Origin of the sequence: Pseudomonas sp. EA_105y_Pfl2_R69, assembly GCF_963970915.1 — a bacterium.
In the GTDB taxonomy this organism is placed as follows: Bacteria; Pseudomonadota; Gammaproteobacteria; order Pseudomonadales; family Pseudomonadaceae; genus Aquipseudomonas.
In genome coordinates this window covers 161,886-185,525 of the sequence record NZ_CAXAOO010000008.1, presented here as the reverse complement: position 1 = coordinate 185,525, position 23,640 = coordinate 161,886, and the positions used below count along the sequence as shown (strand labels likewise).

General features: G+C 63.4%; 21 protein-coding genes and 1 pseudogene. 10 read left to right on the top strand and 12 right to left on the bottom strand.

The window, feature by feature from the left end; all coding sequences use genetic code 11:
• Positions 1 to 42: 42 nt before the first annotated feature.
• Positions 43 to 369, top strand: a complete 327-nt coding sequence (locus AACY13_RS20110; RefSeq protein ID WP_339463355.1) for a hypothetical protein — start codon at positions 43 to 45, stop codon at positions 367 to 369.
• 121 nt (positions 370 to 490) lie between these two features.
• Here AACY13_RS20110 and AACY13_RS20105 read toward each other — a convergent pair whose 3' ends face one another.
• Positions 491 to 3,373 carry a putative bifunctional diguanylate cyclase/phosphodiesterase gene (locus tag AACY13_RS20105; protein WP_339463354.1) on the bottom strand — a complete coding sequence of 961 codons (2,883 nt, stop codon included), beginning with the start codon at positions 3,371 to 3,373 and terminating at the stop codon, positions 491 to 493.
• A 221-nt stretch (positions 3,374 to 3,594) separates the two neighbouring features.
• Between AACY13_RS20105 and uvrD the strand changes: the two genes are divergently transcribed.
• The 6 genes from uvrD to AACY13_RS20075 all read left to right on the top strand — a co-directional run bounded on the left by uvrD (position 3,595) and on the right by AACY13_RS20075 (position 9,790).
• Positions 3,595 to 5,799, top strand: coding sequence for a DNA helicase II (gene uvrD, locus AACY13_RS20100; RefSeq protein WP_339463353.1), 2,205 nt, complete (start codon positions 3,595 to 3,597; stop codon positions 5,797 to 5,799).
• A gap of 162 nt (positions 5,800 to 5,961) precedes the next feature.
• Positions 5,962 to 7,053, top strand: a complete 1,092-nt coding sequence (locus AACY13_RS20095) for a TRAP transporter substrate-binding protein (RefSeq protein WP_339463352.1) — start codon at positions 5,962 to 5,964, stop codon at positions 7,051 to 7,053.
• Between the two features lie 150 nt (positions 7,054 to 7,203).
• Entirely contained in the window at positions 7,204 to 7,782 is a 579-nt protein-coding gene (locus tag AACY13_RS20090) for a TetR/AcrR family transcriptional regulator (protein ID WP_339463351.1), read from the top strand.
• A 162-nt stretch (positions 7,783 to 7,944) separates the two neighbouring features.
• Positions 7,945 to 8,799 (top strand): Tim44 domain-containing protein, encoded by an 855-nt coding sequence (locus tag AACY13_RS20085; protein ID WP_339463350.1) that lies wholly within the window; start codon positions 7,945 to 7,947, stop codon positions 8,797 to 8,799.
• A 132-nt stretch (positions 8,800 to 8,931) separates the two neighbouring features.
• The gene (locus AACY13_RS20080) at positions 8,932 to 9,300 is read left to right on the top strand and encodes a VOC family protein (RefSeq protein WP_339463349.1); all 369 of its coding nucleotides are present in this window, start codon (positions 8,932 to 8,934) and stop codon (positions 9,298 to 9,300) included.
• Positions 9,301 to 9,358: 58 nt separating this feature from the next.
• Entirely contained in the window at positions 9,359 to 9,790 is a 432-nt protein-coding gene (locus AACY13_RS20075; RefSeq protein WP_339463348.1) for a hypothetical protein, read from the top strand.
• Here AACY13_RS20075 and AACY13_RS20070 read toward each other — a convergent pair whose 3' ends face one another.
• Positions 9,791 to 10,348 (bottom strand): hypothetical protein, encoded by a 558-nt coding sequence (locus AACY13_RS20070; RefSeq protein WP_339463347.1) that lies wholly within the window; start codon positions 10,346 to 10,348, stop codon positions 9,791 to 9,793. It lies immediately after the preceding gene.
• Between the two features lie 135 nt (positions 10,349 to 10,483).
• On the opposite strand from AACY13_RS20070, the gene AACY13_RS20065 reads away from it, so the two are divergent.
• Entirely contained in the window at positions 10,484 to 10,894 is a 411-nt protein-coding gene (locus AACY13_RS20065) for an SMI1/KNR4 family protein (protein ID WP_339463346.1), read from the top strand.
• Between the two features lie 246 nt (positions 10,895 to 11,140).
• Here the strand turns inward: AACY13_RS20065 and AACY13_RS20060 are convergent, their stop codons facing one another.
• From AACY13_RS20060 to AACY13_RS20025, 8 genes and pseudogenes are all read right to left on the bottom strand, one after another.
• The gene (locus AACY13_RS20060) at positions 11,141 to 12,406 is read right to left on the bottom strand and encodes a hypothetical protein (protein ID WP_339463345.1); all 1,266 of its coding nucleotides are present in this window, start codon (positions 12,404 to 12,406) and stop codon (positions 11,141 to 11,143) included.
• A 26-nt stretch (positions 12,407 to 12,432) separates the two neighbouring features.
• Positions 12,433 to 12,882, bottom strand: a complete 450-nt coding sequence (locus tag AACY13_RS20055; protein ID WP_339463344.1) for a hypothetical protein — start codon at positions 12,880 to 12,882, stop codon at positions 12,433 to 12,435.
• Between the two features lies 1 nt (position 12,883).
• Positions 12,884 to 14,575 (bottom strand): hypothetical protein, encoded by a 1,692-nt coding sequence (locus AACY13_RS20050; RefSeq protein WP_339463343.1) that lies wholly within the window; start codon positions 14,573 to 14,575, stop codon positions 12,884 to 12,886.
• Positions 14,576 to 14,767: 192 nt separating this feature from the next.
• The gene (locus tag AACY13_RS20045) at positions 14,768 to 14,914 is read right to left on the bottom strand and encodes a hypothetical protein (RefSeq protein WP_339463342.1); all 147 of its coding nucleotides are present in this window, start codon (positions 14,912 to 14,914) and stop codon (positions 14,768 to 14,770) included.
• Between the two features lie 250 nt (positions 14,915 to 15,164).
• Positions 15,165 to 15,857 (bottom strand): sensor histidine kinase, encoded by a 693-nt coding sequence (locus tag AACY13_RS20040; protein WP_339463341.1) that lies wholly within the window; start codon positions 15,855 to 15,857, stop codon positions 15,165 to 15,167.
• Positions 15,854 to 17,444: pseudogene (locus AACY13_RS20035) on the bottom strand (response regulator). The gene AACY13_RS20040 and the pseudogene AACY13_RS20035 overlap by 4 nt, the downstream one beginning before the upstream one ends.
• Before the next feature lie 70 nt (positions 17,445 to 17,514).
• Positions 17,515 to 18,168 carry a GntR family transcriptional regulator gene (locus AACY13_RS20030; RefSeq protein ID WP_339463340.1) on the bottom strand — a complete coding sequence of 218 codons (654 nt, stop codon included), beginning with the start codon at positions 18,166 to 18,168 and terminating at the stop codon, positions 17,515 to 17,517.
• 145 nt (positions 18,169 to 18,313) lie between these two features.
• A complete protein-coding gene (locus AACY13_RS20025; protein WP_445262597.1) occupies positions 18,314 to 19,084 on the bottom strand; it encodes an SDR family NAD(P)-dependent oxidoreductase in 771 nt (256 codons plus the stop codon).
• A 122-nt stretch (positions 19,085 to 19,206) separates the two neighbouring features.
• Between AACY13_RS20025 and AACY13_RS20020 the strand changes: the two genes are divergently transcribed.
• Both AACY13_RS20020 and AACY13_RS20015 read left to right on the top strand, forming a co-directional pair.
• Positions 19,207 to 20,598 (top strand): aspartate aminotransferase family protein, encoded by a 1,392-nt coding sequence (locus tag AACY13_RS20020; RefSeq protein ID WP_339463338.1) that lies wholly within the window; start codon positions 19,207 to 19,209, stop codon positions 20,596 to 20,598.
• A gap of 126 nt (positions 20,599 to 20,724) precedes the next feature.
• A complete protein-coding gene (locus tag AACY13_RS20015; RefSeq protein WP_339463337.1) occupies positions 20,725 to 22,092 on the top strand; it encodes a glutamine synthetase family protein in 1,368 nt (455 codons plus the stop codon).
• 63 nt (positions 22,093 to 22,155) lie between these two features.
• Here the strand turns inward: AACY13_RS20015 and AACY13_RS20010 are convergent, their stop codons facing one another.
• Together AACY13_RS20010 and AACY13_RS20005 are read right to left on the bottom strand one after the other, a co-directional pair.
• Positions 22,156 to 22,746 (bottom strand): NADPH-dependent FMN reductase, encoded by a 591-nt coding sequence (locus AACY13_RS20010; RefSeq protein ID WP_339463336.1) that lies wholly within the window; start codon positions 22,744 to 22,746, stop codon positions 22,156 to 22,158.
• The gene (locus tag AACY13_RS20005) at positions 22,743 to 23,594 is read right to left on the bottom strand and encodes a sterol desaturase family protein (protein ID WP_339463335.1); all 852 of its coding nucleotides are present in this window, start codon (positions 23,592 to 23,594) and stop codon (positions 22,743 to 22,745) included. The genes AACY13_RS20010 and AACY13_RS20005 overlap by 4 nt, the downstream gene beginning before the upstream one ends.
• Positions 23,595 to 23,640: the final 46 nt, after the last annotated feature.

Genomic DNA, 23,640 nt, shown 5'->3' with positions numbered 1-23,640 from the left:
CCTCGGCTCAGCGCCGGGGGCAGGCATCCAAGAGAATTGATCATGCTGCGTTTAGTGACGCTGGTAGCCGCCAGTTTGCTGCTGGCTGCCTGCAAGGAAGAGCAAGTACCCGAGTTCCCGACCGTTGACCTGCATGGCCGCCTGGTGGTCGACCAGGCCATGACCGCCAGCCGCCAGGCGCAAGGTATTCAGGGCGAGTACTACCAGCGGGTAGTGACCGTGAACGAGCAGGACATGGCCTTCGCCGACTTTATCAAGCAGTACTGCGCGGACCCCAACAGCCGCAACGAAACCTGCCAGAAAGCCCTGCGTATCAAGAAAATCGACGACGTCAGCGGCGCTACGCGCTTTCTCCCCAACGGCCTCTAGCCGCCCGCCCGGACGCGCCTGAACGCCTGCGCGGCGTTCGGTACGCGCGGCGCACCCTACGGCAAGCTAAACCGCGGCCGGTGCCGTTCGGTTTTAAACGGCGAGCAGCACGGCAACTCGTTTACAAGCCCCTGGCCTGATCGCGCAGCAGCTCGGCGAACTGCTCGGCGGGCACCGGCTTGCTGATCAGGTAGCCCTGGATCTCGTCGCAGCGCTGGCTCTTGAGGAAGTCCATCTGGCTCTGGGTTTCCACCCCCTCGGCCACCACCTTGAGTTCCAGGCTGTGGGCCATGGCGATGATCGCCCGGGTGATGGCGGCGTCTTCGCTGCCCGGGGTGAGGTCGCGGATAAAGGTCTGGTCGATCTTCACGTAGTCCACCGGGAAGCGCTTGAGGTAACTCAGCGAGGAGTAGCCGGTGCCGAAGTCGTCGATTGCCAGCTTGACCCCCATATCGCGCAATTGCTGGAAGGTGGTGATCACGCTCTCGACGTTATCCAGCAGCTGGCTCTCGGTTAATTCAAGCTCGAGGAAGTGCGAGGCCAGGCCGGTTTCGTCGAGTACCTGGCGCACCAGACTAAGCAGATTGCCCTGACGCAGCTGATGCACCGAGAGGTTCACCGAGACGCGAATCTGCGCCAGACCTTGCGCTTGCCAGGCGCAGGCCTGCTTGCACGCCTGGCGCAGGACAAATTCGCCAATCGCGCCAATCAACCCGGTTTCCTCGGCCAGGCCGATAAAGTCGCTCGGCGGTACCAGTCCCAACTCGGGATGCCGCCAGCGCACCAGCGCTTCGGCAGCATTGAGGCTGTCGTCGGCCAGGCACAATTTGGGCTGATAGAACACTTCCAGCTGGCCTTCCTGGATGCCTTTGCGCAGCTGGTTTTCCAGTTGTAGGCGTTCCAGGGTGCAGGCCTGCAGGTTGTCGGTGAAAAACTGGAAGGTGTTGCCGCCCAGGTGCTTGGCGTGTTGCGTGGCCATATTGGCCTGGCTGATCAGCGCGGAAATTTCCCGGGCGTTGTCCGGCAGTAGGCTGATACCCAGCGAGGCGCTGACCACCAACTCATGGCCGCCCACGGTCATCGGTACGCGGAGCTTACTGAGCAGGCGACTGGCCAGCCGCGCCAGGCTGGACAGACTGCCGTAGGAGTCGAGCAGGATGGCGAATTCGTCACCGGACAGGCGCGCGATGCAGTCGGCCTCGGACACGGTCTGGGTCAGGCGGCGGCTGATCTGGCGCAGCAGCTGGTCGGCCACTTCATGGCCGAGGCTGTCGTTGAGCAGTTTGAAGCGGTCCAGGTCGATATGCAGCAGGGCGATGCTGCGCCCGCTCTGCCGTGCACGCTGGCTGGCCTCGTGCAGGCGCGCGCGGAACAGGCTGCGGTTGGCCAGACCGGTCAGTTCGTCATAGTGCGACAGGTAGCGCAGGCGCTCCTCGGCCTCGCGCCGCGACGACAGGTCGGCGAAGAAGCCGACGATATGGCTGGCCTGGCCGCAGCTGTCGCGCACCACGTTGAGCTGCAGCCACTGTGGATACAGCTCGCCGTTCTTGCGCGTTTCGATCAGCTCGCCCTGCCAGCTGCCACGGCTTTCCAGCTCCAGGCGGATCAACTGGTACTGGTGGCGGCTCTCGCGGCTGTTGATCAGCACGGCCACGTTGCGCCCCAGCACGTCCTCGCGGCGGTAACCGGTGACCTGGGTAAAGGCCTGGTTGACCGCCAGCAGGCGGTAATCCGGGTCGAGGATGACGATGCCTTCGCTGGCCGCCTCGAATACCGTGGCGGACAGCCGCTGCTGTTCTTCCTGCAGCTTGCGCGCGCTGATATCGCGGCGCGTACCGAGCATGCGCAGCACCCGGCCGGCGGCATCGCGCTCCACCGCGCGGCCGCGGTCCTCGATCCACACCCAGTGCCCTTCGGCGTGCTTGATCCGGTATTCCACCTGGTAGCCGTCGCTGCGCCCCTTCATGTGTTCGACCAGGGCGCGACGCAGCGCCGGCAGGTCGTCCGGGTGCAGGCGCGGCTTGAGGTCGCGCAGCATCACCTGCACCTCGCCCGGCTCCAGGCCGAAGATCTCCTTGAGCTGGGAGTGGTGCACTTCATCGCTCTGCAGGTTCCAGTCCCACAGGCCCAGCTCGCTGGCCTCGATGGCCAGGCTCAGGCGCGTCTGGCTCTTGCTCAGGGCGTGGGTGGCGGCGTCCAGCTCCAGGGTGCGTTCGGCCACGCGCATTTCCAGCTCGTCATGGGCATCGCGCAGTTCGCGCTCGGCGCGGCGGCGCTGTTCCACCTCATGAGCCAGCTCGCTATTGAGCGCCTCGGCCTGCAGCTTGGCCTGTTCCAGATTGCCGATCAGCGCCTGGTTCTGGAAGCGCTGCAGCAGGCTGCGCTGCACCAGGCGGTTGACCTGCCAGGCCACCACCAGCAGCGACACCAGCAAGATCAGGCCGAGCACGCCCCAGCCGCGCAGCTGGGTGCTGCCGCTGAGCAGCAGATAGGCCACCGCCGGCAGCAGGCAGGGCAAGGCGAAGGAGAGAAAAGCCGACAGGCTGACCGCATAGGCCACGCTGGCGGAGAGGATGGCGGCGGCGATCAGGCCATAGACCAGGGCCTGTAGATGAAAGACGTCGGCCGGCACCAGAAACACCGCGGCGAACGCCAGGGTCAGCCCGGAAATCCCCGCGCCCAGCTGGAAGCGCCTGCGCCAATGCGGCTCGGCCTGAGCGCCGGGCAGTGCCACATCGAAGGCGCGCACCTGGACCAGGCGCAACACCGCCAGCAGCACCAGCCACACCAGCCAGCCGACGAGCAGCCCGTGGGCCTGGGAACTCCAGAGCAATAGCGCACAGGCCACGCCGTTGAGCAGCATAAACAGGGTCGGCAGCCGTGAGCCCTGATAGAGCAGACGGGTGCGTTCGGCAGCTATATCGGTGGCAAATGCCTGGGCGACCTCACGCGCGGGGGTCGGTTGCAGATCATGTGCCCCGGCAAAAAAAGTCGGTGCAGTCACAGGCGATATTCTTGTAATGGTTGCCTTGGTGTCGGCGGAGCATACCCGAGCTAGACGCATCGCCCAAGGTGGAACCGGGGCAATTCGTCGCCCCGCTGGCCAACTTTTGATCAGTCCGACGGGCGACCGTACAGCTCTGGATGCGACCGACCGGTCGTCGCCCATCGCACAGCTCGGCAGCGCGGTTTGCCCTGCCTGGCGCAGCCCCCTAGAATGCCGCGATGCAAAATGACCCCGAACTCCTGATCGCCTCTCTCAACGATGCCCAACGCCAGGCTGTCGCCGCGCGCGTGGGCCGCCAACTGGTGCTGGCCGGTGCCGGCTCCGGTAAAACCCGCGTGCTGGTGCACCGTATCGCCTGGCTAATCCAGATCGAACGCGCCTCGCCGCATTCCATCCTGTCGGTGACCTTTACCAACAAGGCCGCCGCCGAGATGCGCCAGCGCATCGAGCAGATGCTTGGGCAAAGTCCAGCGGGCATGTGGGTCGGCACCTTCCACGGCCTGGCCCATCGCCTGCTGCGCGCGCACTGGCAGGAAGCCGGCCTGGCCGAGAACTTCCAGATTCTCGATTCCGACGACCAGCAGCGCATCGTCAAACGGGTGATCCGCGAGCTGGGCCTGGACGAGCAACGCTGGCCGCCTAAACAGGCCCAGTGGTTTATCAACGGGCAGAAGGACGAAGGCCTGCGGCCGAAGAATATCCAGCCCGGCGGCGACCTGTTTCTCGCCACCATGCTGAAGATCTATGAAGCCTATGAAGCGGCCTGCGCCCGCGCCGGTGTGATCGACTTCTCCGAGCTGCTGCTGCGCGCCCTCGACTTGTGGCGTGACAAACCGGGCCTGCTGGAGCACTACCAGCGGCGCTTCCGACATATCCTGGTCGACGAGTTCCAGGACACCAACGCGGTGCAGTACGCCTGGCTGCGCCTGCTCGCCAAGGGCGGCGACAGCCTGATGGTGGTGGGCGATGACGACCAGTCGATCTACGGCTGGCGCGGGGCGAAGATCGAGAACATCCAGCAGTTCTCCGACGACTTTGCCGATGCCGAAGTAATCCGCCTGGAGCAGAACTACCGCTCCACCGCCGGCATCCTCAAGGCCGCCAATGCGCTGATCGCCAATAACCAGGGCCGCCTGGGCAAGGAACTGTGGACCGAAGACGGCGACGGCGAGCCGATCAATCTGTATTCGGCGTTCAACGAGCACGACGAAGCGCGCTACGTGGTCGAGTCGATCGAGGACGCCCTGCGCAAGGACGGCCTCAAGCGCAGCGAGATCGCCATTCTCTACCGCTCCAACGCCCAGTCGCGGGTACTCGAAGAAGCCCTGTTGCGCGAGAAGATCCCCTACCGCATCTATGGCGGCCAGCGCTTCTTCGAACGCGCCGAAATCAAGAACGCCATGGCCTACCTGCGCCTGCTCGACGGTCGCGGCAACGACGCGGCGCTGGAGCGAGTGATCAACGTGCCGGCGCGTGGCATCGGCGAGAAGAGCGTCGAGACCATCCGCGAATACGCCCGCGCCCATGACGTGTCGATGTGGGAAGCGATTCGCCTGATGGTCGCCAACAAGGCCCTGCCGGGACGCGCCTCGGGGGCCCTGGCCGGCTTTATCGAGCTGATCGAGAACCTCGCCGCCAAGGTGCTGAGCATGCCGCTGCACCTGATGACTCAGACGGTGATCGAGCAGAGCGGGCTGATCGCCTATCACAAGGCCGAGAAAGGCGAAAAAGCCCAGGCGCGCATCGAAAACTTGGAAGAGCTGGTCAGCGCCGCGCGCACCTTCGACAACAACGAAGACGACGAGCTGAGCCCGCTGCAGGCCTTCCTCAGCCACGCCTCGCTGGAAGCCGGCGACACCCAGGCGGCGGAAAACGAAGACAGCGTGCAGCTGATGACCCTGCACAGCGCCAAGGGCCTGGAGTTCCCCCAGGTGTTTCTGGTGGGCATGGAAGAAGGCCTGTTCCCGCACAAGATGAGCCTGGAAGAACCCGGCCGCCTGGAAGAGGAGCGCCGCCTGGCCTATGTCGGCATCACCCGCGCCATGAGCAAGCTGGTGATCACCTACGCCGAGACGCGTCGGCTGTACGGCAGCGAGACCTACAACAAGGTGTCGCGCTTCGTCCGCGAGATTCCGCCGCAGCTGATTCAGGAAGTGCGCCTGTCCAATAGCGTCAGCCGGCCCTTTGGCGCGGTCAGCCGCAATATGGGCGGCAACAGCATGAGCGGCGACAGTCTATTCGCCGGCAGCGCCGTACCGGACACCGGCTTCAACCTCGGCCAGCGCGTGCAGCACTCGCTGTTCGGCGAGGGCACCATCCTCAACTTCGAAGGCGCAGGCAGCCAGGCGCGGGTGCAGGTGAATTTCGAGAACGAAGGCAGCAAGTGGCTGATGCTTGGCTATGCCAAGCTGCAACCGCTGTAAGGCTTACTGACCGGTAGAGCTGCAAACAAGCGGTAGGAGCGGCGGGGACGCCTAGTCCATGCCCGCGATGCTTTTTTCGGGTGCCTGCTGTCGCGGCCATGGGCCGCTCCTACAAAGGTTCCCCTGCGTGATTGATCGACCATAAAACAACAAGGAGCCTCAATGATCCGCCGCCCTCTGCTGCTCGCCAGCGCCCTGCTCGCCGCCCTCGGCCTGAGCGCCTGCAAGGAAGAACCTGCCGCGCCGCAGGCAACCGCCACTCCCGCCGCCGAAAGTTTCCAGTGGAAGATGGTCACCGCCTGGCCGAAGAACTACCCCGGCCTGGGCACCGCCGCCGAGCGCCTGGCCGAGCGGGTCAGCGCCATGAGCAACGGCCGCCTGACCATCAAGGTGTATGCCGGTGGTGAGCTGGTGCCGCCGCTGGAGGTGTTCGACGCGGTATCGCGCGGCACCGCCGAGCTGGGTCATGGCGCGGCCTACTACTGGAAGGGCAAGGTGCCGGCGGCGCAGTTCTTCACCGCCGTGCCGTTCGGCCTGTCCACCAGCGAAATGAACGCCTGGCTGAGCAAGGGCGGCGGTCAGGCGCTGTGGGACGAGGCTTATGCCCCCTATGGCGTAAAGCCCATGGTGGTGGGCAATACCGGCATGCAGATGGGCGGCTGGTACAACAAGGAAATCAATTCCCTGGCTGACCTCAAGGGCCTGAAAATTCGCATGCCGGGCCTGGGCGGCGAGGTGCTGAGCCGGCTCGGCGCGACCACCGTCAACCTGCCCGGCGGCGAAGTGTTCACCGCCCTGCAGACCAACGCCATCGACGCCACCGACTGGGTCAGCCCCTACAACGACCTGGCCTTCGGCCTGCACAAGGCAGCCAAGTTCTACTACTACCCCGGCTGGCAGGAACCCCAGGCGGTGCTCGAACTGCTGATCAACCAGAAGGCCCTGGACAGCCTGCCGGCCGACCTGCAGGCGATTCTCACCGAGGCCGCCCGCGCCGCCAGCCAGGACATGCTCGACGACTACGTCTACCACAACGCCATGGCCCTGGATGAGCTCAAGCAGCAGGGCACCCTGCTCAAGCGCTTCCCCAACGAGGTGCTCGACGCCATGCAGCACGAAAGCACCCTGGTGCTCGGCGAACTGGCCGCGCAGAGCGAGCTGAACGGCCGCATCTGGGCCTCGATGCAGGCCTTCCAGGCCCAGGTCAGCCAGATGCACAAGCTGTCGGAAAAAGAGCTGTACGACTGGCGCTAAGCCGCGCTCACCGCTCCCTGTAGGAGCCAGCTTGCTGGCGATAGTGTCGCCAGCAAGCTGGCTCCTACAACAAGTCCCCCCAGCTTCCGTTGGTCGACTCCACCCCGCCTCCCGCGCACCTCGGCCCATACTGCTTGGCGAGGTGAGCCGATGAAAAAACCGACAATCACAGCTGCGCAGATTCTCGACAGCGCCCTCAAGCTCGCCGATGTCTGCGGCTGGGAGCGCCTGCACCTGTTCGATGTGGCCGCCGACCTGGGCGTCGGCCTGGACGCCATCGCCAGCCATTACCGCGAGAAGGACCAGCTTGTAGAGGCCTGGTTCGACCGCGCCGACCAGGCCATGCTGACCCGCGCCAAGGCCGCCGACCTGCCGCCCCTGACACCAGCCAAACGCCTGGAGGAGTTGCTGCTGACCTGGCTCGCCAGCCTGGCGACGCACCGCACGGTCACCGGGCAGATGCTGCTGTACAAGCTGGAGCCCGGGCATATCCATCTGCAGATCCTCGGCCTGCTGCGCATCAGCCGCACCGTGCAGTGGTGGCGCGAGGCGGCCCAGCGCGAGACCCTGCACCTGCGGCGCATCGCCGAGGAGAGTCTGCTGAGCGGCGTCTACCTGCGCTGCTTTGTCCACTGGCTGCGCCACCCCGAGCAAGACCCCGCCGAGTTCCGCGCCCTGCTGCGCAGCCAGTTGCGCTGCGGGCCGCTGCTGGCACTGCTGCGCCAATAGCCTCGGTAGGGTGCGCCGCGCGCACCAGGGCGTTCGTCAGGGGCTCGCCCGGCGCGGCGCTGGGGCAAAAAGCAAAAGCCCGAAACATTCTATGGCTAGCCAGCGGCGGCCATGCCGGGCAAGATGCCGCGCGTAGATCCAATCACCAAGAGACAGCCAACCATGCAGCGTTTTCTCAGTGTCGCCCTGGCCATGTGCCTCAGCCTGGGCCTTACCATGAGTTTCGAAGCCGAAGCCAAACGCTTTGGCGGGGCCAAATCCTTCGGCTCCGCACCGAGCCATCAGACCCGTCAAACCACGTCGCCAACCTCGAGCAGCACCGCCGCGCCGACCGCCGGTCGTCAGCCTGCTGCCGCCAGCGGTGCCTCGCGCTGGTTGGGGCCATTGGCCGGTCTGGCCGCCGGTGGCCTGCTCGCCTCGATGTTTATGGGTGACGGCTTCGAAGGCCTGCAGATCATGGACATGCTGATCTTCGGCCTGATCGCCTTCCTGCTGTTCCGCTTCCTCGCCGCCCGTCGCAAGCAGGCCGGCCCGGTAACCGCCAACGGCGCGCCGATGCAGCGCGAAATGCCCGGCCAGGCGGCCCCGGCCTCGATCTTCGGCGGCAGCAGTGCGGCAGCCGCGATCAAACCGGTAATCAACGCCCCGGCCTGGTTCAATGAGCAGAGCTTCGTCGCCGCCGGTCGCGAGCACTTCCTCAGCCTGCAGCAGCACTGGGATGCCAACGAGATGGAGAAGATCGGCGAGTTCGTCACCCCGCAGCTGCTGGAGTTCCTCAGCCGCGAACGTGCCGACCTGGGCGAAGGCTTCCAGTCCACCTATATCGACGACCTCGATGCCCAGCTCGATGGCGTCGACGACCTCAGCGACAAGACCGTCGCCACCCTGACCTTTACCGGTGTGGCCAAGACTTCGCGCTTCGACCAGGGCGAGGCCTTCAGCGAAAGCTGGCGTCTGGAACGCGCGGTCGGCGACAACCAGCCGTGGCTGGTGGCCGGTATCCGCCAGAACGGCTGATTCCCCACGCGATAGAAAACCCGGGCTTGCCCGGGTTTTCTTTGCGCCTGATTCGGCGGGGGCATTTGCCAGGCAGCGGTAGATTCAGGTACACAACGCAGACAACCCGCCACATCACCCGAGGACGCGACGATGATCGGATACACAACGGTCGGCACCACTGACATGGAAAAAGCCAAGTCTTTCTACACCCCCTTGCTGGCTGAAATGGGTGCCAAGGTGGTCATGGATATGGGCCGTATCGCCTTCTACGGCATCGCCAAGGGTCAGCCGATGTTTGCCGTTTGCCTGCCCTATGACAAGCAAGCGCCCAATCCTGGGAACGGCAACATGGTGGCCTTACCAGCAGGTTCTCGCGAGGGCGTGGACACACTCTACGCCAAGGCCATCGAGCTCGGAGCAAGCTGCGAAGGCGAACCCGGCGAACGCATTCCGGGCTTCTATGGGGCCTATTTCCGCGATCTGGATGGTAATAAGCTGGTCTTTTTCCATATGGGCTAAGACGGCCTTCCCCGGTGCTGTGCGGCCCCGCACAGCACCGCCCGCGCGGAGTAATGCGATGCGCACGCTTTATCTGGATACCGAATTCACCCGCCTCGACCTCGACCGCCGGCTGATCAGCCTGGCCCTGGTCGAGCCCGCCGGGGTGGAGTTCTATGTCGAACTGCTGGATGGCTGGACGCTCGCCGACTGTTCCGAGTTCGTCGTCGACATCGTGCTGCCGCAGCTCGATCACGCTCGCCATGGCCACAGCCGGCAAACCGCCAGCACGGCCCTGCGGGCCTTTCTCGCCGAGCTAGGTGAACTGGAGATCGTCAGCGATGCGCTGGCCTGGGACTGGCCCCTGCTGCTGGAACTGCTCGGCCGCCCCGGCCTGCCGCCGACGACCCTGGGTTGCCGCGAGCAGAGCGACCTGCTCGACGATCTGGAGCCGGCGGAAATTCCCCACCACGCCCTGCTGGATGCACGGCTGATGGCCCGCGCCGGCTGATCAGGGCTGCTCCTGCGCCGCCTGCTCGGCCCAGGCCTGGATCTCCTCGCGGCGCTGGCGACTGTTGAGCAGGGCGCGGTCGATCGGCTCGTAATACAGGTTCAGCCAGCTGCGCGAACCCGGCAGCATATTGGCCAGATCGGCCATGCCCACCTTCAGCCCCTGCAGCACCGCCTGATAGTCCGCCTCCTGGGCCTGCAGCACCTTGCTCACCTGGGCGATGCTGTCGGGATCCTCGGCGCGCTCGAACAGGCCGGTCAGTTGCCGGCTCTGCTGGCTGGCCAGCAGCACCTCCTGATTGCTCAGGGCGACCTGCTGCACGGCCAGCTGTTTCTCCAGGCGGGCCACCTGCTGCTCCAGGGCGACGAGCCGCGACTCGTCTCCGGTCCACAGCAGGCCATACAGATTGAGCCCCGCCGACAGCAGCATCAGGCTGCCGAGTACGCCGGCCAGGACAAAGATCAGCAGACGATTGCGCTGGCCGGCACGGGTCAGCAATTGCAAGCGCTGCTCCTCGCTGAGGGCGTCGTCGCTTGTCTCTTCGCTTTGCTTGTTCATGACGGGACCGTTTAATGGCGTTCAATAAATGACGCACCGCTAAAACTGCACAATAGCACCCGCCCGGCTGTTTGCCTGTACTCGGCTAGGGTATAAGACGCAGCCATATCCACCGCTACCCAGGAGGCTCACCCCGTGGAAGAAGTCATCGAACAACTGCGCGAACTCAACGAACCGGTGCCCGTGCCGCTGGAGCTGCCGGAAGAGGAGTTGCTGGTGGAGATCGAGGAGCAGCTGCTGATCAACCTGCCGTTCGAGCTGCGCGAATTCCTCCTCAAGGTCAGCGACGTGGTCTACGGCCGCCTGGAGCCGGTGACCGTCACCGACCCGCACTCGCACACCTACCTCCCGGAAGTGGCCTCGGTGGCCTGGTCCCTGGGGGTTTCCCGCGAGCTGGTGCCGATCTGCGAAGACCACGGCAACTACTACTGCGTCGAGCTGGACGGCACCGTGCTGCTCTGGGAAAGCGACAGCGGCGAAGTCAGCGAGGAAGAAACCTGGGAGTCGGTCTGGCACTGGGTGCGCGACGTTTGGTTGGAAAGCTAAGCCATCGCATCTTCCGTCAAACCAGCACAGGCCGCGTAGCGGCCTGCTCCAAATCCAGTAGGTTAAGCAGAAAGCGCGCGAATACCTATGCGCACAGCGCGAGCAATTCGTAAACCTCGCGGAGACACAGCCAATTACGGCTGATGAGCATTAGAGACCAAAAGTATGCGGTAGCCCGCGCAAGCCTACCTTACCGGTACTGCGACTGTGGCTGAGTTCGCTTATAAAGGAATTCGTAAGGCTAACCTACGCCTCCTTAGGCCTGACACACCGCGAAAGCAGCACTAACAATACCAAGACCAGCCAGAGCAAAGGGGCTATGAAGAACACCAAGGCAGTGACAGATTGCCGGCCAACTTCCGTGTGATAGAGCAAACGGACACTGCCATCCTCAGGCTGCTCCACCGCGACGATTACGGCGTTCTGTAGGTTACCCAAGGTACCTATTCGCGGTATCTCCACGGGGAGTTTGCGCAAAGTACTTTTCAGCTTATTCCAGGCATCAACGCTATCGTCGATAAACGGTAGCGATCTCAGCGAAAAATACCGGGGTGCCAGATCCCTCAAACTCAAACTACGCGCCTGGGCTTCGGTATACACCGCTACGATGCCCGCGACCCTTTTATCCAACTGAGCCCGAATGTCCGGGGCAAGAATCTCGATCAGACTCTCGCGCTCGTCGTACGATAGACCATCGTAGACACGCGATAACTGCCCATCCTCCACCACCAGCCAATCCAGAAAGTCGCGCCAACGCTCATGACCAAATAGCGTCATCAGGGCCTGCTTACTGGCCAGGCAATCATTGCTTGCAGGGCATAGCAGCTGAAAGTCGGCCATCGCAAGAGGCGTCAGCGTCGCCCCCAGCGATCTCGAGTACCGCCCTCGCTCGTCTTCTCGCCAGAGAACAGCCAGCCCGTACAACGCTGGCACCTCAGGGATGACTGCATGCCTGGGCGAAACCATCGCCCGGCCCCAGTAATAATTCAGGCAGTCGACACTATATGGCAGAGCAGCAGCATGAAGCGGTTCAGGGTCAGTTACTAGCCCACAGGAGAGCTCCTGCCCGGCAGGCTCGAATATCACGCGCGTACCTGGCGCAGGCACATGAGTACCCAAGTCCTCGCCGGTGTGCAGCACCAGATCGGGATAGCCCATGATCGACGCCTGCAACCGATAGAACGTCGCCGGCCAGAGTTGCTGGCTATCGAGCAACAGCAATAGAGCCAGCCCTGCTGCCAGCACAAAAGCTGCACCCAAAGGCCGTTTGCTTTGCCGTGGGGCCAACAGCGCGATACTGCTGGCATAGATCAATGGCAACCCCAGCAGCAAGCCCGGCAAGGAGCGATACATGTCCGACGCCCAGATAAACAGCAGGTAATGGCTGCTGCATAAAACCGCCAGCACCCCACACAGCAAGCTAAACACTGCAGCGATCGTCTCACCTGCCCTGATACAACGAAGCAGCAGAGCAGCCGCTCCTGCGGCCACCAGTGCCAGGGATATCCACAAGACAGAATCCGGGGATGCAAGCGTCTCTAGCATGGCCATTCCCACCCTTCACAGGTGAACACGCGCTGGCCATGGATATGGACCTGTTTCCAGGCCAGACGGCCATCACCTTCCAGGGCATAGGAAATACCATGCTCAGTACCTGCCTGGTCGAAACGCCAGACGCCTGACAATGCCCCCGCCGCAGCCAGCGCCAGCCACGTTCCCGTTCTTTGCCCTGCATGATACCAGCCGTGCATGAAGTAGCCGTCCTTTGCATAAACCCAGTAGCCATCTCGTTGATCGTTCACAAGCATCCCGCACGCGACGAGTACACCGTCGGTATTGCGTTCGGTATGCCGTCCAGCAGCGGGCAGAGCGCAACCATCAGCATCGAGAGCAGGAGGAGATAGCTCTTTGACAAGCGCAACGGGTACCTGCACGAGGGCATACGCCGGGGTCATCAGCAGCATCAGCGCCACTATCAATAACCGCATATCAGTTGACCTCCAGTGTCATGAACGCGTAGACCCAACGCACCGAACGCGGTGCAGCATCCGCCGTTACCAACTGCTCGACACGCACGACCTCTCCCTGAAACTTGAATACCTCCCCAGGGAACAGGAACGCCTCCACATGGGGGTCGGCAAGATCGCTGGAGCGCGCAATGGGCATCAGCGCCTGCCCACTCGCATCAAGGAAACGAAAACGTCCGAATAGCTCCCGCGCAGGTTGCTCAGGCTGCACCACCCCAGCCGGCAGCACATCCGCCGCCACCAGCCAGGGCATTTCACCCGCCTCATAAGGCAGCGTTTGCCAGGCCATCCGCGCCGGGCAAAGCAACTCACTTGCAACCCGAATATCGTGGAAAAAGCGCTGTACCCCATCTGCGCTCTGCAGTTCCCAGCGCACACGATCCAGATCGTCCTCAGGTAGTTGTGCGTAACGCCTGTACTTCTCTATAGGCAGTCGCGCCACTGCCCGCCAGCGCAAGGAAGGTAGATCGGAATCTACGACGCGCAGCTGACAGACCGCACTCAGCGTGATGGGCAGAAACAGCTCGTGATACTCCTGACCCTGGGCTTGCGTCGGCAGCGCCAGTGGGATGTCGAGCTCGCTATGGGCCAATGGGATGTGCCAGGTTGGCGCGATGGCGGGGTTACTGCGTAGCTCGACGTCCGTCGAGAAACGCACATCCGCAAGTCGCTCTTCTTTACCGCGCAACAGCCTGACGGGCAGGCCTGCGGGTGGGCTACCTTCGAAGCGTATCTGGTAGGTGTCTGCAGCCAGAGACGCCTCGTTACGAACGAGCAACTCCCACAGGCTTTCGTACCCCCAGGTGTGTGGCCACCTGACACGATGCCAGGCCTGATGGGCCGGATAGTCACCCGGCACAAAATGCAGGCTTTGCTCGTCCAGGTTGAGCACTTCGATCCACCACTCCCCCGGCAATGCGCCAGGCCGCGAGGTTATTGAACTGTTGCCGGCCCGGATGACACGCTCCCCATCTGCAAGCTCCAGCCATAACTCTTCCTTGTCGGCAACCGTACGTTTGATAACCACATCGGCAACGGCCCATGCTGGCTCTTTGTATGGGCAAGACGGATTCTGGCTGTATCGAGGTGCCCAAACCACCTCGAAGCGGTGCCCGCTGATCTCACGCACCGGGTATTCAACGGACTGCTGTGACAACTCCAGGTCCGCACCAACCCCCAAGGTAGAAGGGCGCCGCTCAGCATCCAGACGCATATCTAGGGAGCACAGCAACGTGCCAGACGGGTTGAACAAGCGGAGGTTCTCCAGCGCTACGACAGCCTCAGGTGCCAAGACTTCGCTGCCAGCGGCGGGAAGCTGCAGCTCGAACCAGTCGCGCTGGTCATAGTTAGCACTGAAACCGCCGAAGCCAGCGTCGCGTTTGAGGGTCCCTGCCCAAACAACCGGCGGCGGTCGCTCAACTGTCTCCAGGCTTGGTAACTGGAAGGGTTCGTAGGTTTGCGATTGGGCATTTTCAAACAGACCGCGCCCCTCTCGGGCACTCAACGTAAGCAGCAGCGCCAGCCATATCACAGCAACGATGCAGCTCAGTACAAAACGGCGAGTGCACATCTCCTTATAGGCACTCGTGACGATACGTTGCCCGAATGCCAAAACAACCTGAATGACTCTAGAAGCGCCGGGGGCATCCTGCATATGTTCAAAGTTTCCATACTTTCACACGAAGGCCGCAAGGGTGCCGCCAAAGGTAAATAGATTCAAGAAGGGAGCGTCTATCTTGATAACTGATATGGGTTTTCGAATTGCGACGTCAGTGTTGGCACCAATTCTAGGCCGCCTGGCGCACACAGCCCCTGATCTGCACGTCCGAGAGCGCAGACGCTGCGGTCAGATGTCCGCCCATTGGCGCACCCGGTTGTGGTGCACGCCGCTCAGCTGCAGCACGCTGGCGTGACCACTACCCCGCTCCCGCGAGAGCGGCTGAGCACTCTGATCCAGCTCAAACAGCAAACGCCGCTGCTCGGCAGCGTCCACATGCAGACCGTAAGCTTGCCCAGTCTGATGACAATTGAAACGGGGCGGCAGTACTCGCCGCGGCAATGCGCAAGACATAAACAGCGCGTTATTTTCCAGCGCGACAGCGGCCCAGCGGTTTACCTGCCGTCCATCCATTGCGCGCGCAGGAGAAGCTCGCGGCACTCAGTAACCTGTTGCGGGTTTAGCACCCGAGGAATATGCATCATGAGGGGGGATATCTCTCCACTCTCCGCAAGCCGGAGGGGTATCAGGGTAAGTAAATGCGAAACTCGCCGCCACCCAGTGGCCCACCATTAGCCAGCTCAATGTGCCCACAGTGCTCGCCGCGGCGATGCAGTCCGGCAATACGCGCCGAGAAGTAAAGTCCCAGGCCGGTACTGCCACTGCTCTGGTTGAGACCGAGCACGTAATCGTCTTGCTGCTCGATCATGGCCTGCGGATAACCAATGCCGTCGTCATTGACACTGGTCAGCAGGCCGCCCTGTTCCTCACGGGCGCTGATCAACAGGGCACTGCACGCATAACGGATGGAGTTGGCGATGATATTACTCAGCACAGAACCGATCAGCTCTTCGTCGAAAAAGCCCATGAGGTCAAAGCTTTCCACTTCGCTTCGGGCATTAATCCCACGGCTGTTGAGTACATCCTCGTGGCGTGCCAATTGGGCACCGATGACGTCATCCAACTCATGATGCCCTGGGTGCAGCGGTAACTGATTGACCCCCAGTTTGTACAACCCCAGCATCTGCACCAGCATGCCGTTGAGGCGGGCAAACTCGTATTCGATCACGCCCTGCTCGCTGGCCTGTTGCTGCTCGGGCGGCAGCTGCGCCTGCCATTGGGCATGGGCGCGGGTAAGCATGGCCAGGGAATTTTTCATGTCGTGCACGGTGGAGGCGATCACCGTGGAGAAATCCAGCCCGCCGGGATTATCACTCATTGGCCAGTCGCCCGCCGCTGCAGCTGTAGATAACGCGCATGCCGGGCATCCGTCTCGGGCATCTGGCTGACCACCTCCAGGCAGCGCCGGGATTCTTCCAACAGAGCCGCTGACATCTCGCCACCAGCAGATTGCAGCAGCGACTGCGCGGTATTGAGGGCGATACTGATATTTTTCGGCTGCAAGGCAAAGGCCTGACGGAACAGCCGGAGCGCCTCCTCGAACTGCTTCTGCTGGTAACAGCGCACGCCCTGGCGGTTGAGCTCAACGGCCTCTTTGCCGCCGGAGAGAATGTCGGCGTTGTCGGTCTGCCGAGCCACGCCCTGCATGACCTGCGGATCGTCGCCGTAGACCTCGACACAGCTTTTCAACAACGCATCACTGGCCTCCGCCTGGCCAGCGCGCGCAACTGACTGGCGATGCTGAGGGCGGTATCGGCGGCAAACAGCTGCGGCAACTTTTCCATCGCGGCGGCGGCTTCGGCGGCCAGTTGCGCGGCGCGCTTGGGTTCCCCGGATTTATTCAGGCTGCTGGCCAGAGCCAGGCGTGAACGCACCTGCACATTGGGGTCATTGCCATAGGTCTTGTCCAGCTCACCGAGAGCCTGGTTGACTTCGATCTGTAGGCGCTTGTCGAGCGTGCCGTCGCCGGACTGGGCGGTGATCGCCTGGGTCAGACCGAGGTAGTTTTCCGGGCTCTTGAATTTGGAGGTACGGCCCTGCTCCATGACCTGCCTATAGGCCTTGCCGGCGCTGTCAAAGTCCTGGTTATCCAGCGCCAGCTTGCCCAACTGCATCTGTCGGCGAATCGCCAGCGGGGCAAATTTAACCGCATCTTCCAGGGCTTGCTGACGCCCTGGGCCAGCAGCACGGCGGCCAGGCCGTCATACAGCGCCGGCATCATCGGAAACAGCTGAAAACCCTTCTCGTAGAGACTCTGCGCGCGACTCAGCTCGCCGCGTTTGTGCATCAGGCTGGCCAGCGCCACCTGCGCCCAGGGCAACGGTCGCTCGGCCAATACGCCATTAAGCAGCTGCTCCAGCTCATCCAGCCGGCCCAACTCGCGCAGCGCCGTAGCCTGATAGCGCTGGCACAAGGGCAGGTAGCGCTTGTCCTGCTGGCTGAGGGTTTTGCAGGCATCCAGTACGGCGGCCGGGTCCTGTTTGTCGAGGCCCTGGAGAATGCCCTTGAGCGCAGTCTTGCGCTCCACCAGCTTGTCCAGGCGCTGATCAAGGCTGGCGCGGTTGAACGGCTTGGTCAGGTAGGCATCCGGCTCGTGCTCAAGAGCGCTGAGCACCATGGCCTGGCTGCTTTCGGCGGTGACCATAACAAAGATGCACTGGTGGCTGATCAGCTTGCCGGCGATCAACTCCTCCAGCACCTGCTGGCCGTTCTTGCCGCCGCCCAGGTTGTAGTCATGCAGGATGATGTCGTAGCGCTTGTTGCGGCACAGCGTCAGGGTTTCTTCGCCGAGGTCGGCAGTGTCCACATCGCGCGCACCGAGGTCGCGCAACATGGCTTTGACCGAACTACGGAAATCGGAGAAGTCATCGACAATCAGAAAGCGCTTGCTGCCGTAATCCAGCATCGAGAGAGTCCTTGAACTGCAGGGTCAGAATCACCCCAGTGTAGTTGCCGGCCCACTCGCTGCCAGCTCGTCAACGCTGGCCTGGTTCCAGATCGAGCAAGTTGAGAAGGAAACGCGCGAAGTAGGTCAGGTCCTGCTCCATGGCCTGCCGCGCAGCCTTGGCGTCACCGGCTTCGATGGCGGCAAAAGCATCCTCGTGGAAGTCGTTGAGGCGCAGCGACAAATCGGCGTCGGTGAACAGTCGGTTGAAGAACGGCCCGACCTGCAGCCACAGTGATTCGATGCTGCGCAGCAACACCGGGTTACCGCAGGCACTGTAGAGGTGCAGGTGGAACTGGCTGTTGGCATCCAGATAAGCCTGCACCTGGCGCTGCTCGATGGCTTGATCCATGCGCGCCACGCATTCGCGCAACTCGGCCAGGTTGGCCGGAGTCAGACGCGGGGTGGCCAACTCCACGGCCAGGCCTTCGAGGCCCAGACGCACCTGGAAAATGTTCTGATAACGCTCGCGGGTCATCGGCGGTACGCGCACCGAGCGCTGCGGCTCGCCTTCCAGCGCGCCCTCGGCGACCAGGCGCTGCAGCGCGGCGCGTACCGGCATCGGACTGGTGCCCCAGGCGGCGGCCAGGTCACGGATCTTCAGGCGCTCGCCGGGATGGAAGCGACCGGCCAGCAGGGCGTCGCGCAGTTGGTGGTACAGCTGGTCCTGCAGATTATCGGCCATGCTTCTAGCGTCCTTGCGGCGGGGCGGGTAGTTGGGCCAGGGTCAGTAGGCAGTTGCGCATCTTGATTTCCTTGTTGGGTTTGGACGTAGGGTGCGCTGCGCGCACCGGGATTCGACTCGGGCTGGCTGGTGCGCACGGCGCACCCTACGGGGCCTTGTTTTCGATCAGGCAGTTGCCACCGTCGACTACCAATACTTCACCGGTGATATAGCTGGCCTCCGACGAGGCCAGAAAGGCTACCGCCGCCGCCACTTCCTCGGGCCGGCCGGCGCGGCCGAGCGGCGTGTACTCGGCGGCATGGCGCTCCTCTTCGGTGCTGGAACCGGTGGCGATCCAGCCCGGTGCCACGCTGTTGACCGTGATGCCCTGTTTGGCCACTTCCAGCGCCAGGCCCATGGTCAGGCCGAGCATGCCGGCCTTGGCCGCGCTGTAGGCGGATTCGCCGGGGTTGCTGCCGCGGGTGCCGGTGGTCGAGCTGATATTGACGATACGCCCGTAGCCACGCCGGCGCATGCCCGGCAGCACACCACGGGTGAGCAGGAAAGCCGTGGTCAGGTTGCGGCTGATGGACAGGTTCCAGGTCGCCAGGTCCATCTCGCTGACTTCGGCAAAGGGCTCGGGGCTGCCCTGCATGGCCATGCCGGCGTTGTTTACCAGCACGTCCACCTGCCCCCATTGCGCCTCGGCCCAGGCAACCAGCTCGGCGACCTGCTGCTCATCGGTCAGATCGGCGGCCATGGCCCGCGCCTCGATACCTTCGGCGCACAGTTCGGCGGCGCGCTGTTCGACCCGCGCACTGCTGGCGGTGAGCAGCACGCGCATGCCCTGCCGTCCCAGACGACGGGCGCAGGCCAGGCCGATACCACTGTCGCTACCGGCCCCGCTGACCAGGACCACGTGTTGCGTACCTTCCATTTTCATCGTCACCTGTGATCACAAATTTTGCCAAATTTAGCGCAATACCGCTCAGAAGGCACCTATTGACTTATTTGTGATCACAAATAATCATGTTCATAAATTCGAACAAGGTGTTCAACATGACTTCAAGTGGTATCAGCCCAGCCGCCGTAGCTACGTTCGCCAGCCGTGAGCGTCAACGCTTTATCGAGCGCAATCCCAAGTCCGTGGCCCTGGCCGAGCGCGCGCGCAACTCGCTGTACGGCGGCGTACCGATGCACTGGATGGCCGACTGGTCGACTCCGGTGCCGCTGTTCGTCGAACGGGCCAAGGGCGCGCGCTTCTACGACGTCGACGGCCACGAATACATCGACTTCTGCCTGGGCGACACCGGCACCATGTTCGGCCACTCGCCGGACCCGATCGCCAAGGCCATTGCCGAGCAGGGCAACAACGGCCTGACCACCATGCTGCCGGGCGAGGACGCGGTGGTCTGCGGCGAGCTACTGGCGGCGCGCTTCGGCCTGCCGTTCTGGCAGGTCACCGCCACCGCCACCGACTCGAACCGCTACGTGCTGCGCTGGGCGCGCGAGATCACCCAGCGCAAGACTCTGCTGGTGTTCGACGGCTGCTATCACGGCACCGTCGACGACGTGATGGTGCGCTGCATCGACGGCGAAACCGTGCCGCGCAGCGGCCTGATCGGCCAGGCCTACGACCTGACCCAGTACAGCCGCTCGATTCCCTTCAACGACCTCAAAGCGCTGGAAGCTGCGCTGGCCCAGGGCGACGTCTGCGCGCTACTCTGCGAGCCGGCGATGACCAATATCGGCATGGTCCTGCCCGAGCCTGGCTTTATGCAGCAATGCCGCGAGCTGACCCGTAAATACGGTGCGCTGCTGATCATCGACGAGACCCACACCATCTCCACCGATATGGGTGGCTGCACGAAACTGTGGAACCTGGAACCGGACTTCTTCGTGGTCGGCAAGCCGATCGCCGGCGGCGTGCCGTGCGGCATCTTCGGTTGTAGCGCGGCGATGGCCGAGTCCATGACTGAATCACGCAAACGCGCCAGCGAAGACAGTCACGGCCATGGCCACAGCGGCATGGGCACCACCCTGTCGGCCAACGCCCTGGCCATGCACTGCATGCGCGCCAACCTGGAACAGGTCATGACCCAGGCCGCCTACGACCACATGCTGCCGCTGGCCAAGCGCCTGGCCGACGGTTTCCGTTCGCTGATCGGCAAGCACGACCTCAAGTGGTCGGTGACCGAGCTGGGCGCGCGCAGCGAGTTCCAGTTCTGCCCGCAGTCGCCGAAGACCGGTGCCGAGGCCGAGGCGGCGTTCCACGACGAGCTGCAGATGGCCCTGCACCTGTACCTGATCAACCGCGGCATCCTGATCACCCCGTTCCACAATATGACCCTGTGCTGCCCGAGCACCACGGCGGCGGATGTGGACCAACTGATCGCCATGCTCGACCAGGCCCTGAGCGAGCTACTGGCCATCCCCGACGCCCGCGAATAAAAGCGCATCAGAACGTAGGGTGGATGACGCTGTTTTCATCCACCAATAGCCGCCCCTGGTGGATGGATAAAGCGCCATCCACCCTACGCCACGGTGCACATGCTGCACCCCAGGTGAGAGACCACCATGCAAATCGCCGATGTTCAGGAAGCCCACGACTTTCTCGCCCAGCACCCAGAAGTACGCCTGATTGAACTGATGCTGATCGACGCCAACGGCATCCCGCGCGGCAAGCTGCTGCACCGCGACGAGCTGCTGGCCATCTACGAGAACGGCCGGCCGCTGCCCAGCTCGATCCTGGCACTGACCATCCAGGGCGAGGACGTCGAAGAAAGCGGCCTGGTCTGGGAAGTCGCCGACGCCGACTGCTGGACCTATCCGCTGCCCGGCAGCCTGACCTTGCAACCCTGGCGCAGCACGCCCACCGGCCAGCTGCAGGTGAGCATGCACCCGACCCAGGGCCTGCCCGCCGCCCCTGCCGACCCACGGCATGTGCTGATCCGCGCCATCGACCGGCTCAAGGCAGAGGGCTACCACCCGGTAATGGCAGTTGAGCTGGAGTTCTACCTGCTGGATAAAACCCGCGACGCCAGCGGCCGCCCGCAACCGGCATTGCAGGCCAACGGCGTGCGCCCGCAGGCACCGCAGGTGTATGGCGTGTATGAGCTGGAGCAACTGCAGCCATTCATCGACGACCTCTACGCCGCCTGCGAAGTGCAGGGCCTGCCGGTGCGCACGGCGATTTCCGAATACGCCCCGGGCCAGCTCGAGCTGACCCTGGAGCACCGCTTCGATGCCCTGCAGGCTGTGGATGAAGGCGTGCGCTACAAGCGTCTGGTCAAGGGTGTGGCCAACAAGCATGGGCTGCAGGCCTGTTTTATGGCCAAACCGTTCGGCGATCAGGCCGGTAGCGGCCTGCATATGCATGTGAGTTTGGCGGATGAAAACGGCAACAACCTGATGGCATCCGAAGACCCGCAGGGTACGCCGCTGCTGAAATATGCGATTGGCGGCATGCTGGCCACGCTCAACGACGCCCTGGCGATCTTCTGCCCCAACGCCAACTCCTACCGGCGCTTCCAGGCCAATAGCTACGCGCCGCTGGCCAAGAGCTGGGGGGTGAATAACCGCACCGTGTCGCTGCGCGTACCGGGCGGCCCGGCCAAGAGCCGGCACGTCGAACACCGTATCTGCGGTGCCGACGCCAACCCTTACCTGGCGGCAGCAGCGATTCTTTCCGGTATCCACCATGGCATCCAGAACCAGATCGACCCGGGCGAGGAAATCATCGGCAACGGCTACGAGCAGGTCCGCGAGACCCTGCCGACCGACTGGCTGACCGCCCTGCGCGCGCTGGAAAACTCCAGCTGGGCCAAGGACGCATTGGGCGAGGAGTTCCTCAAGGTTTTCCTGGCGATCAAATGGGCCGAGTTCCGCCAGTTTATGGGCGAGGTCGGCGAGCAGGACTGGCGCTGGTACCTGAGCCACGCCTGAGTGGTGCAGCGACGCGCTGGACAAGCTGGGCGTTATCCAGCGCTGCCCGGCGCAGCGCGCTCGCTACATGCCGTTGCCGAACTGCGGCCGGCTCCAGTCGATACGCTGGGGCAGACCACGCAGGGCTTCGCGGTAGTGCAGCAGCACGTCCAGGGCCCAGTCGGCGCGTTCGCGGATGCGCTGGTCGTCGGCATCGGCCGCCGGCCCGTGATTCATCACGGCTTCGACCTGACGCACGATCAGCTGCTCGGGAATAAAGCAGATGCGGCAGTTCTTGTGGCTGGAGGCGCGCAGCTCGCTGAGCGGGTAAGCCCCACCCTGGCCCGACGACACCCCCACCAATAGCGCCGGTTTGTGCGCCAGCTCGGCGCGCCCGGCGTAGAGGAAGAAATTCTTCAGCGCCGGGCAGGCCATGCCATTCCACTCCGGGCTGAGCACCACCAGGGCGTCGGCCTCCTCCAGCTGTGCGGCCATGGCCGGCCAGGCGGCCACCTTCTCCTCGCTCGGCCACAGCGGCAGCGCGGCGTGCCCCAGATCCAGCACCTGACACTGCGCACCACGCGCCTGCAAACGCTCCGCCAGGTAGTGGGCGACCTTGGCGCTCTGGCTGTCGACGCGGCTGGAGCCGGCGAGCAGTACAATCTTCGCGCTCATTGCGCCACCTCTTGCGCCAGAGGCTCGGCGCGTGGCGCGGGCCGGCGTACCAGCGGCCAGAACAGTTCCTGCTGCCAGCTCACCGGTGCCATGTCCTCGATGCCGTAGTGCGCGGGGCGACGCCGGGTGATCTTGGCACTACCGAACAGCACGTCCCAGAAGAACAGCAGATTGCCGTAGTTGCCCTTGTAATGGGTCACACCGTCGTCGGCATCCAGACCATGGTGGGCGGAGTGGGTCGATGGCGTGGAGATGGTGCGTTCCAGCAGCCACATCAACGGCCGCAGGGCGCGAATCTTGTACAGCTTTTCGTCCCAGGCCACGCTGCTATGGGCACCGAAGATCACCAGCATCTTGACGATCAGGTAGGCGTAATACTCAGGGGCCAGGCCCAGGTAGATCAGCGCGGCGGAAAACCAGATGCCCGGCATCAGCAGGTAGTAGAAGCTGTTGTTGCGATAGACGATGCGCACACTCATATAGGGTGCCGAATGATGCGCGCGGTGCAGGTTGTAGAGCACCGGCACCTTGTGGCTAAGGCGATGCCACCAGTACTGGGTCATGTCGTCGAACAGTAGAAACAGCGCAATACCGGCCACCCACGGCAGGTCGGCAAGCGCCCCGCGCCACTCCGGCACCAGCTCACCCAGCCCGGTTCCGGCCAGAAACATGATCAACGGAAAGGTCAGGCCCAGCAGCAGGCTGGAGCCGATGATCTCCTGCAGCACATCGCGCCGCTGCCCGCGCGGCTGGAAGAAACAGCCCAGCACCAGCTCGAGGAGGATAAAGCCGAGGAAGATCAGACTGACCACGGCGATGGGATTATTGGCAATGGAGCTCAGGTTCATGGCAACCTCATCAGACAGGTTCCGGGTGCCCCCGGGTTGCCTTTAT

Excerpts from the sequence above, each read along its gene's own strand:
- AACY13_RS20110 (WP_339463355.1), top strand. The coding sequence starts at position 43 with ATGCTGCGTTTAGTGACGCTGGTAGCCGCCAGTTTGCTGCTGGCTGCC.
- uvrD (WP_339463353.1), top strand. The coding sequence starts at position 3,595 with ATGCAAAATGACCCCGAACTCCTGATCGCCTCTCTCAACGATGCCCAA.
- AACY13_RS20095 (WP_339463352.1), top strand. The coding sequence starts at position 5,962 with ATGATCCGCCGCCCTCTGCTGCTCGCCAGCGCCCTGCTCGCCGCCCTC.
- AACY13_RS20090 (WP_339463351.1), top strand. The coding sequence starts at position 7,204 with ATGAAAAAACCGACAATCACAGCTGCGCAGATTCTCGACAGCGCCCTC.
- AACY13_RS20085 (WP_339463350.1), top strand. The coding sequence starts at position 7,945 with ATGCAGCGTTTTCTCAGTGTCGCCCTGGCCATGTGCCTCAGCCTGGGC.
- AACY13_RS20080 (WP_339463349.1), top strand. The coding sequence starts at position 8,932 with ATGATCGGATACACAACGGTCGGCACCACTGACATGGAAAAAGCCAAG.
- AACY13_RS20075 (WP_339463348.1), top strand. The coding sequence starts at position 9,359 with ATGCGCACGCTTTATCTGGATACCGAATTCACCCGCCTCGACCTCGAC.
- AACY13_RS20070 (WP_339463347.1), bottom strand. The coding sequence starts at position 10,348 with ATGAACAAGCAAAGCGAAGAGACAAGCGACGACGCCCTCAGCGAGGAG.
- AACY13_RS20055 (WP_339463344.1), bottom strand. The coding sequence starts at position 12,882 with ATGCGGTTATTGATAGTGGCGCTGATGCTGCTGATGACCCCGGCGTAT.
- AACY13_RS20050 (WP_339463343.1), bottom strand. The coding sequence starts at position 14,575 with ATGCAGGATGCCCCCGGCGCTTCTAGAGTCATTCAGGTTGTTTTGGCA.
- AACY13_RS20040 (WP_339463341.1), bottom strand. The coding sequence starts at position 15,857 with ATGAGTGATAATCCCGGCGGGCTGGATTTCTCCACGGTGATCGCCTCC.
- AACY13_RS20030 (WP_339463340.1), bottom strand. The coding sequence starts at position 18,168 with ATGGCCGATAATCTGCAGGACCAGCTGTACCACCAACTGCGCGACGCC.
- AACY13_RS20025 (WP_445262597.1), bottom strand. The coding sequence starts at position 19,084 with ATGGAAGGTACGCAACACGTGGTCCTGGTCAGCGGGGCCGGTAGCGAC.
- AACY13_RS20020 (WP_339463338.1), top strand. The coding sequence starts at position 19,207 with ATGACTTCAAGTGGTATCAGCCCAGCCGCCGTAGCTACGTTCGCCAGC.
- AACY13_RS20015 (WP_339463337.1), top strand. The coding sequence starts at position 20,725 with ATGCAAATCGCCGATGTTCAGGAAGCCCACGACTTTCTCGCCCAGCAC.
- AACY13_RS20010 (WP_339463336.1), bottom strand. The coding sequence starts at position 22,746 with ATGAGCGCGAAGATTGTACTGCTCGCCGGCTCCAGCCGCGTCGACAGC.
- AACY13_RS20005 (WP_339463335.1), bottom strand. The coding sequence starts at position 23,594 with ATGAACCTGAGCTCCATTGCCAATAATCCCATCGCCGTGGTCAGTCTG.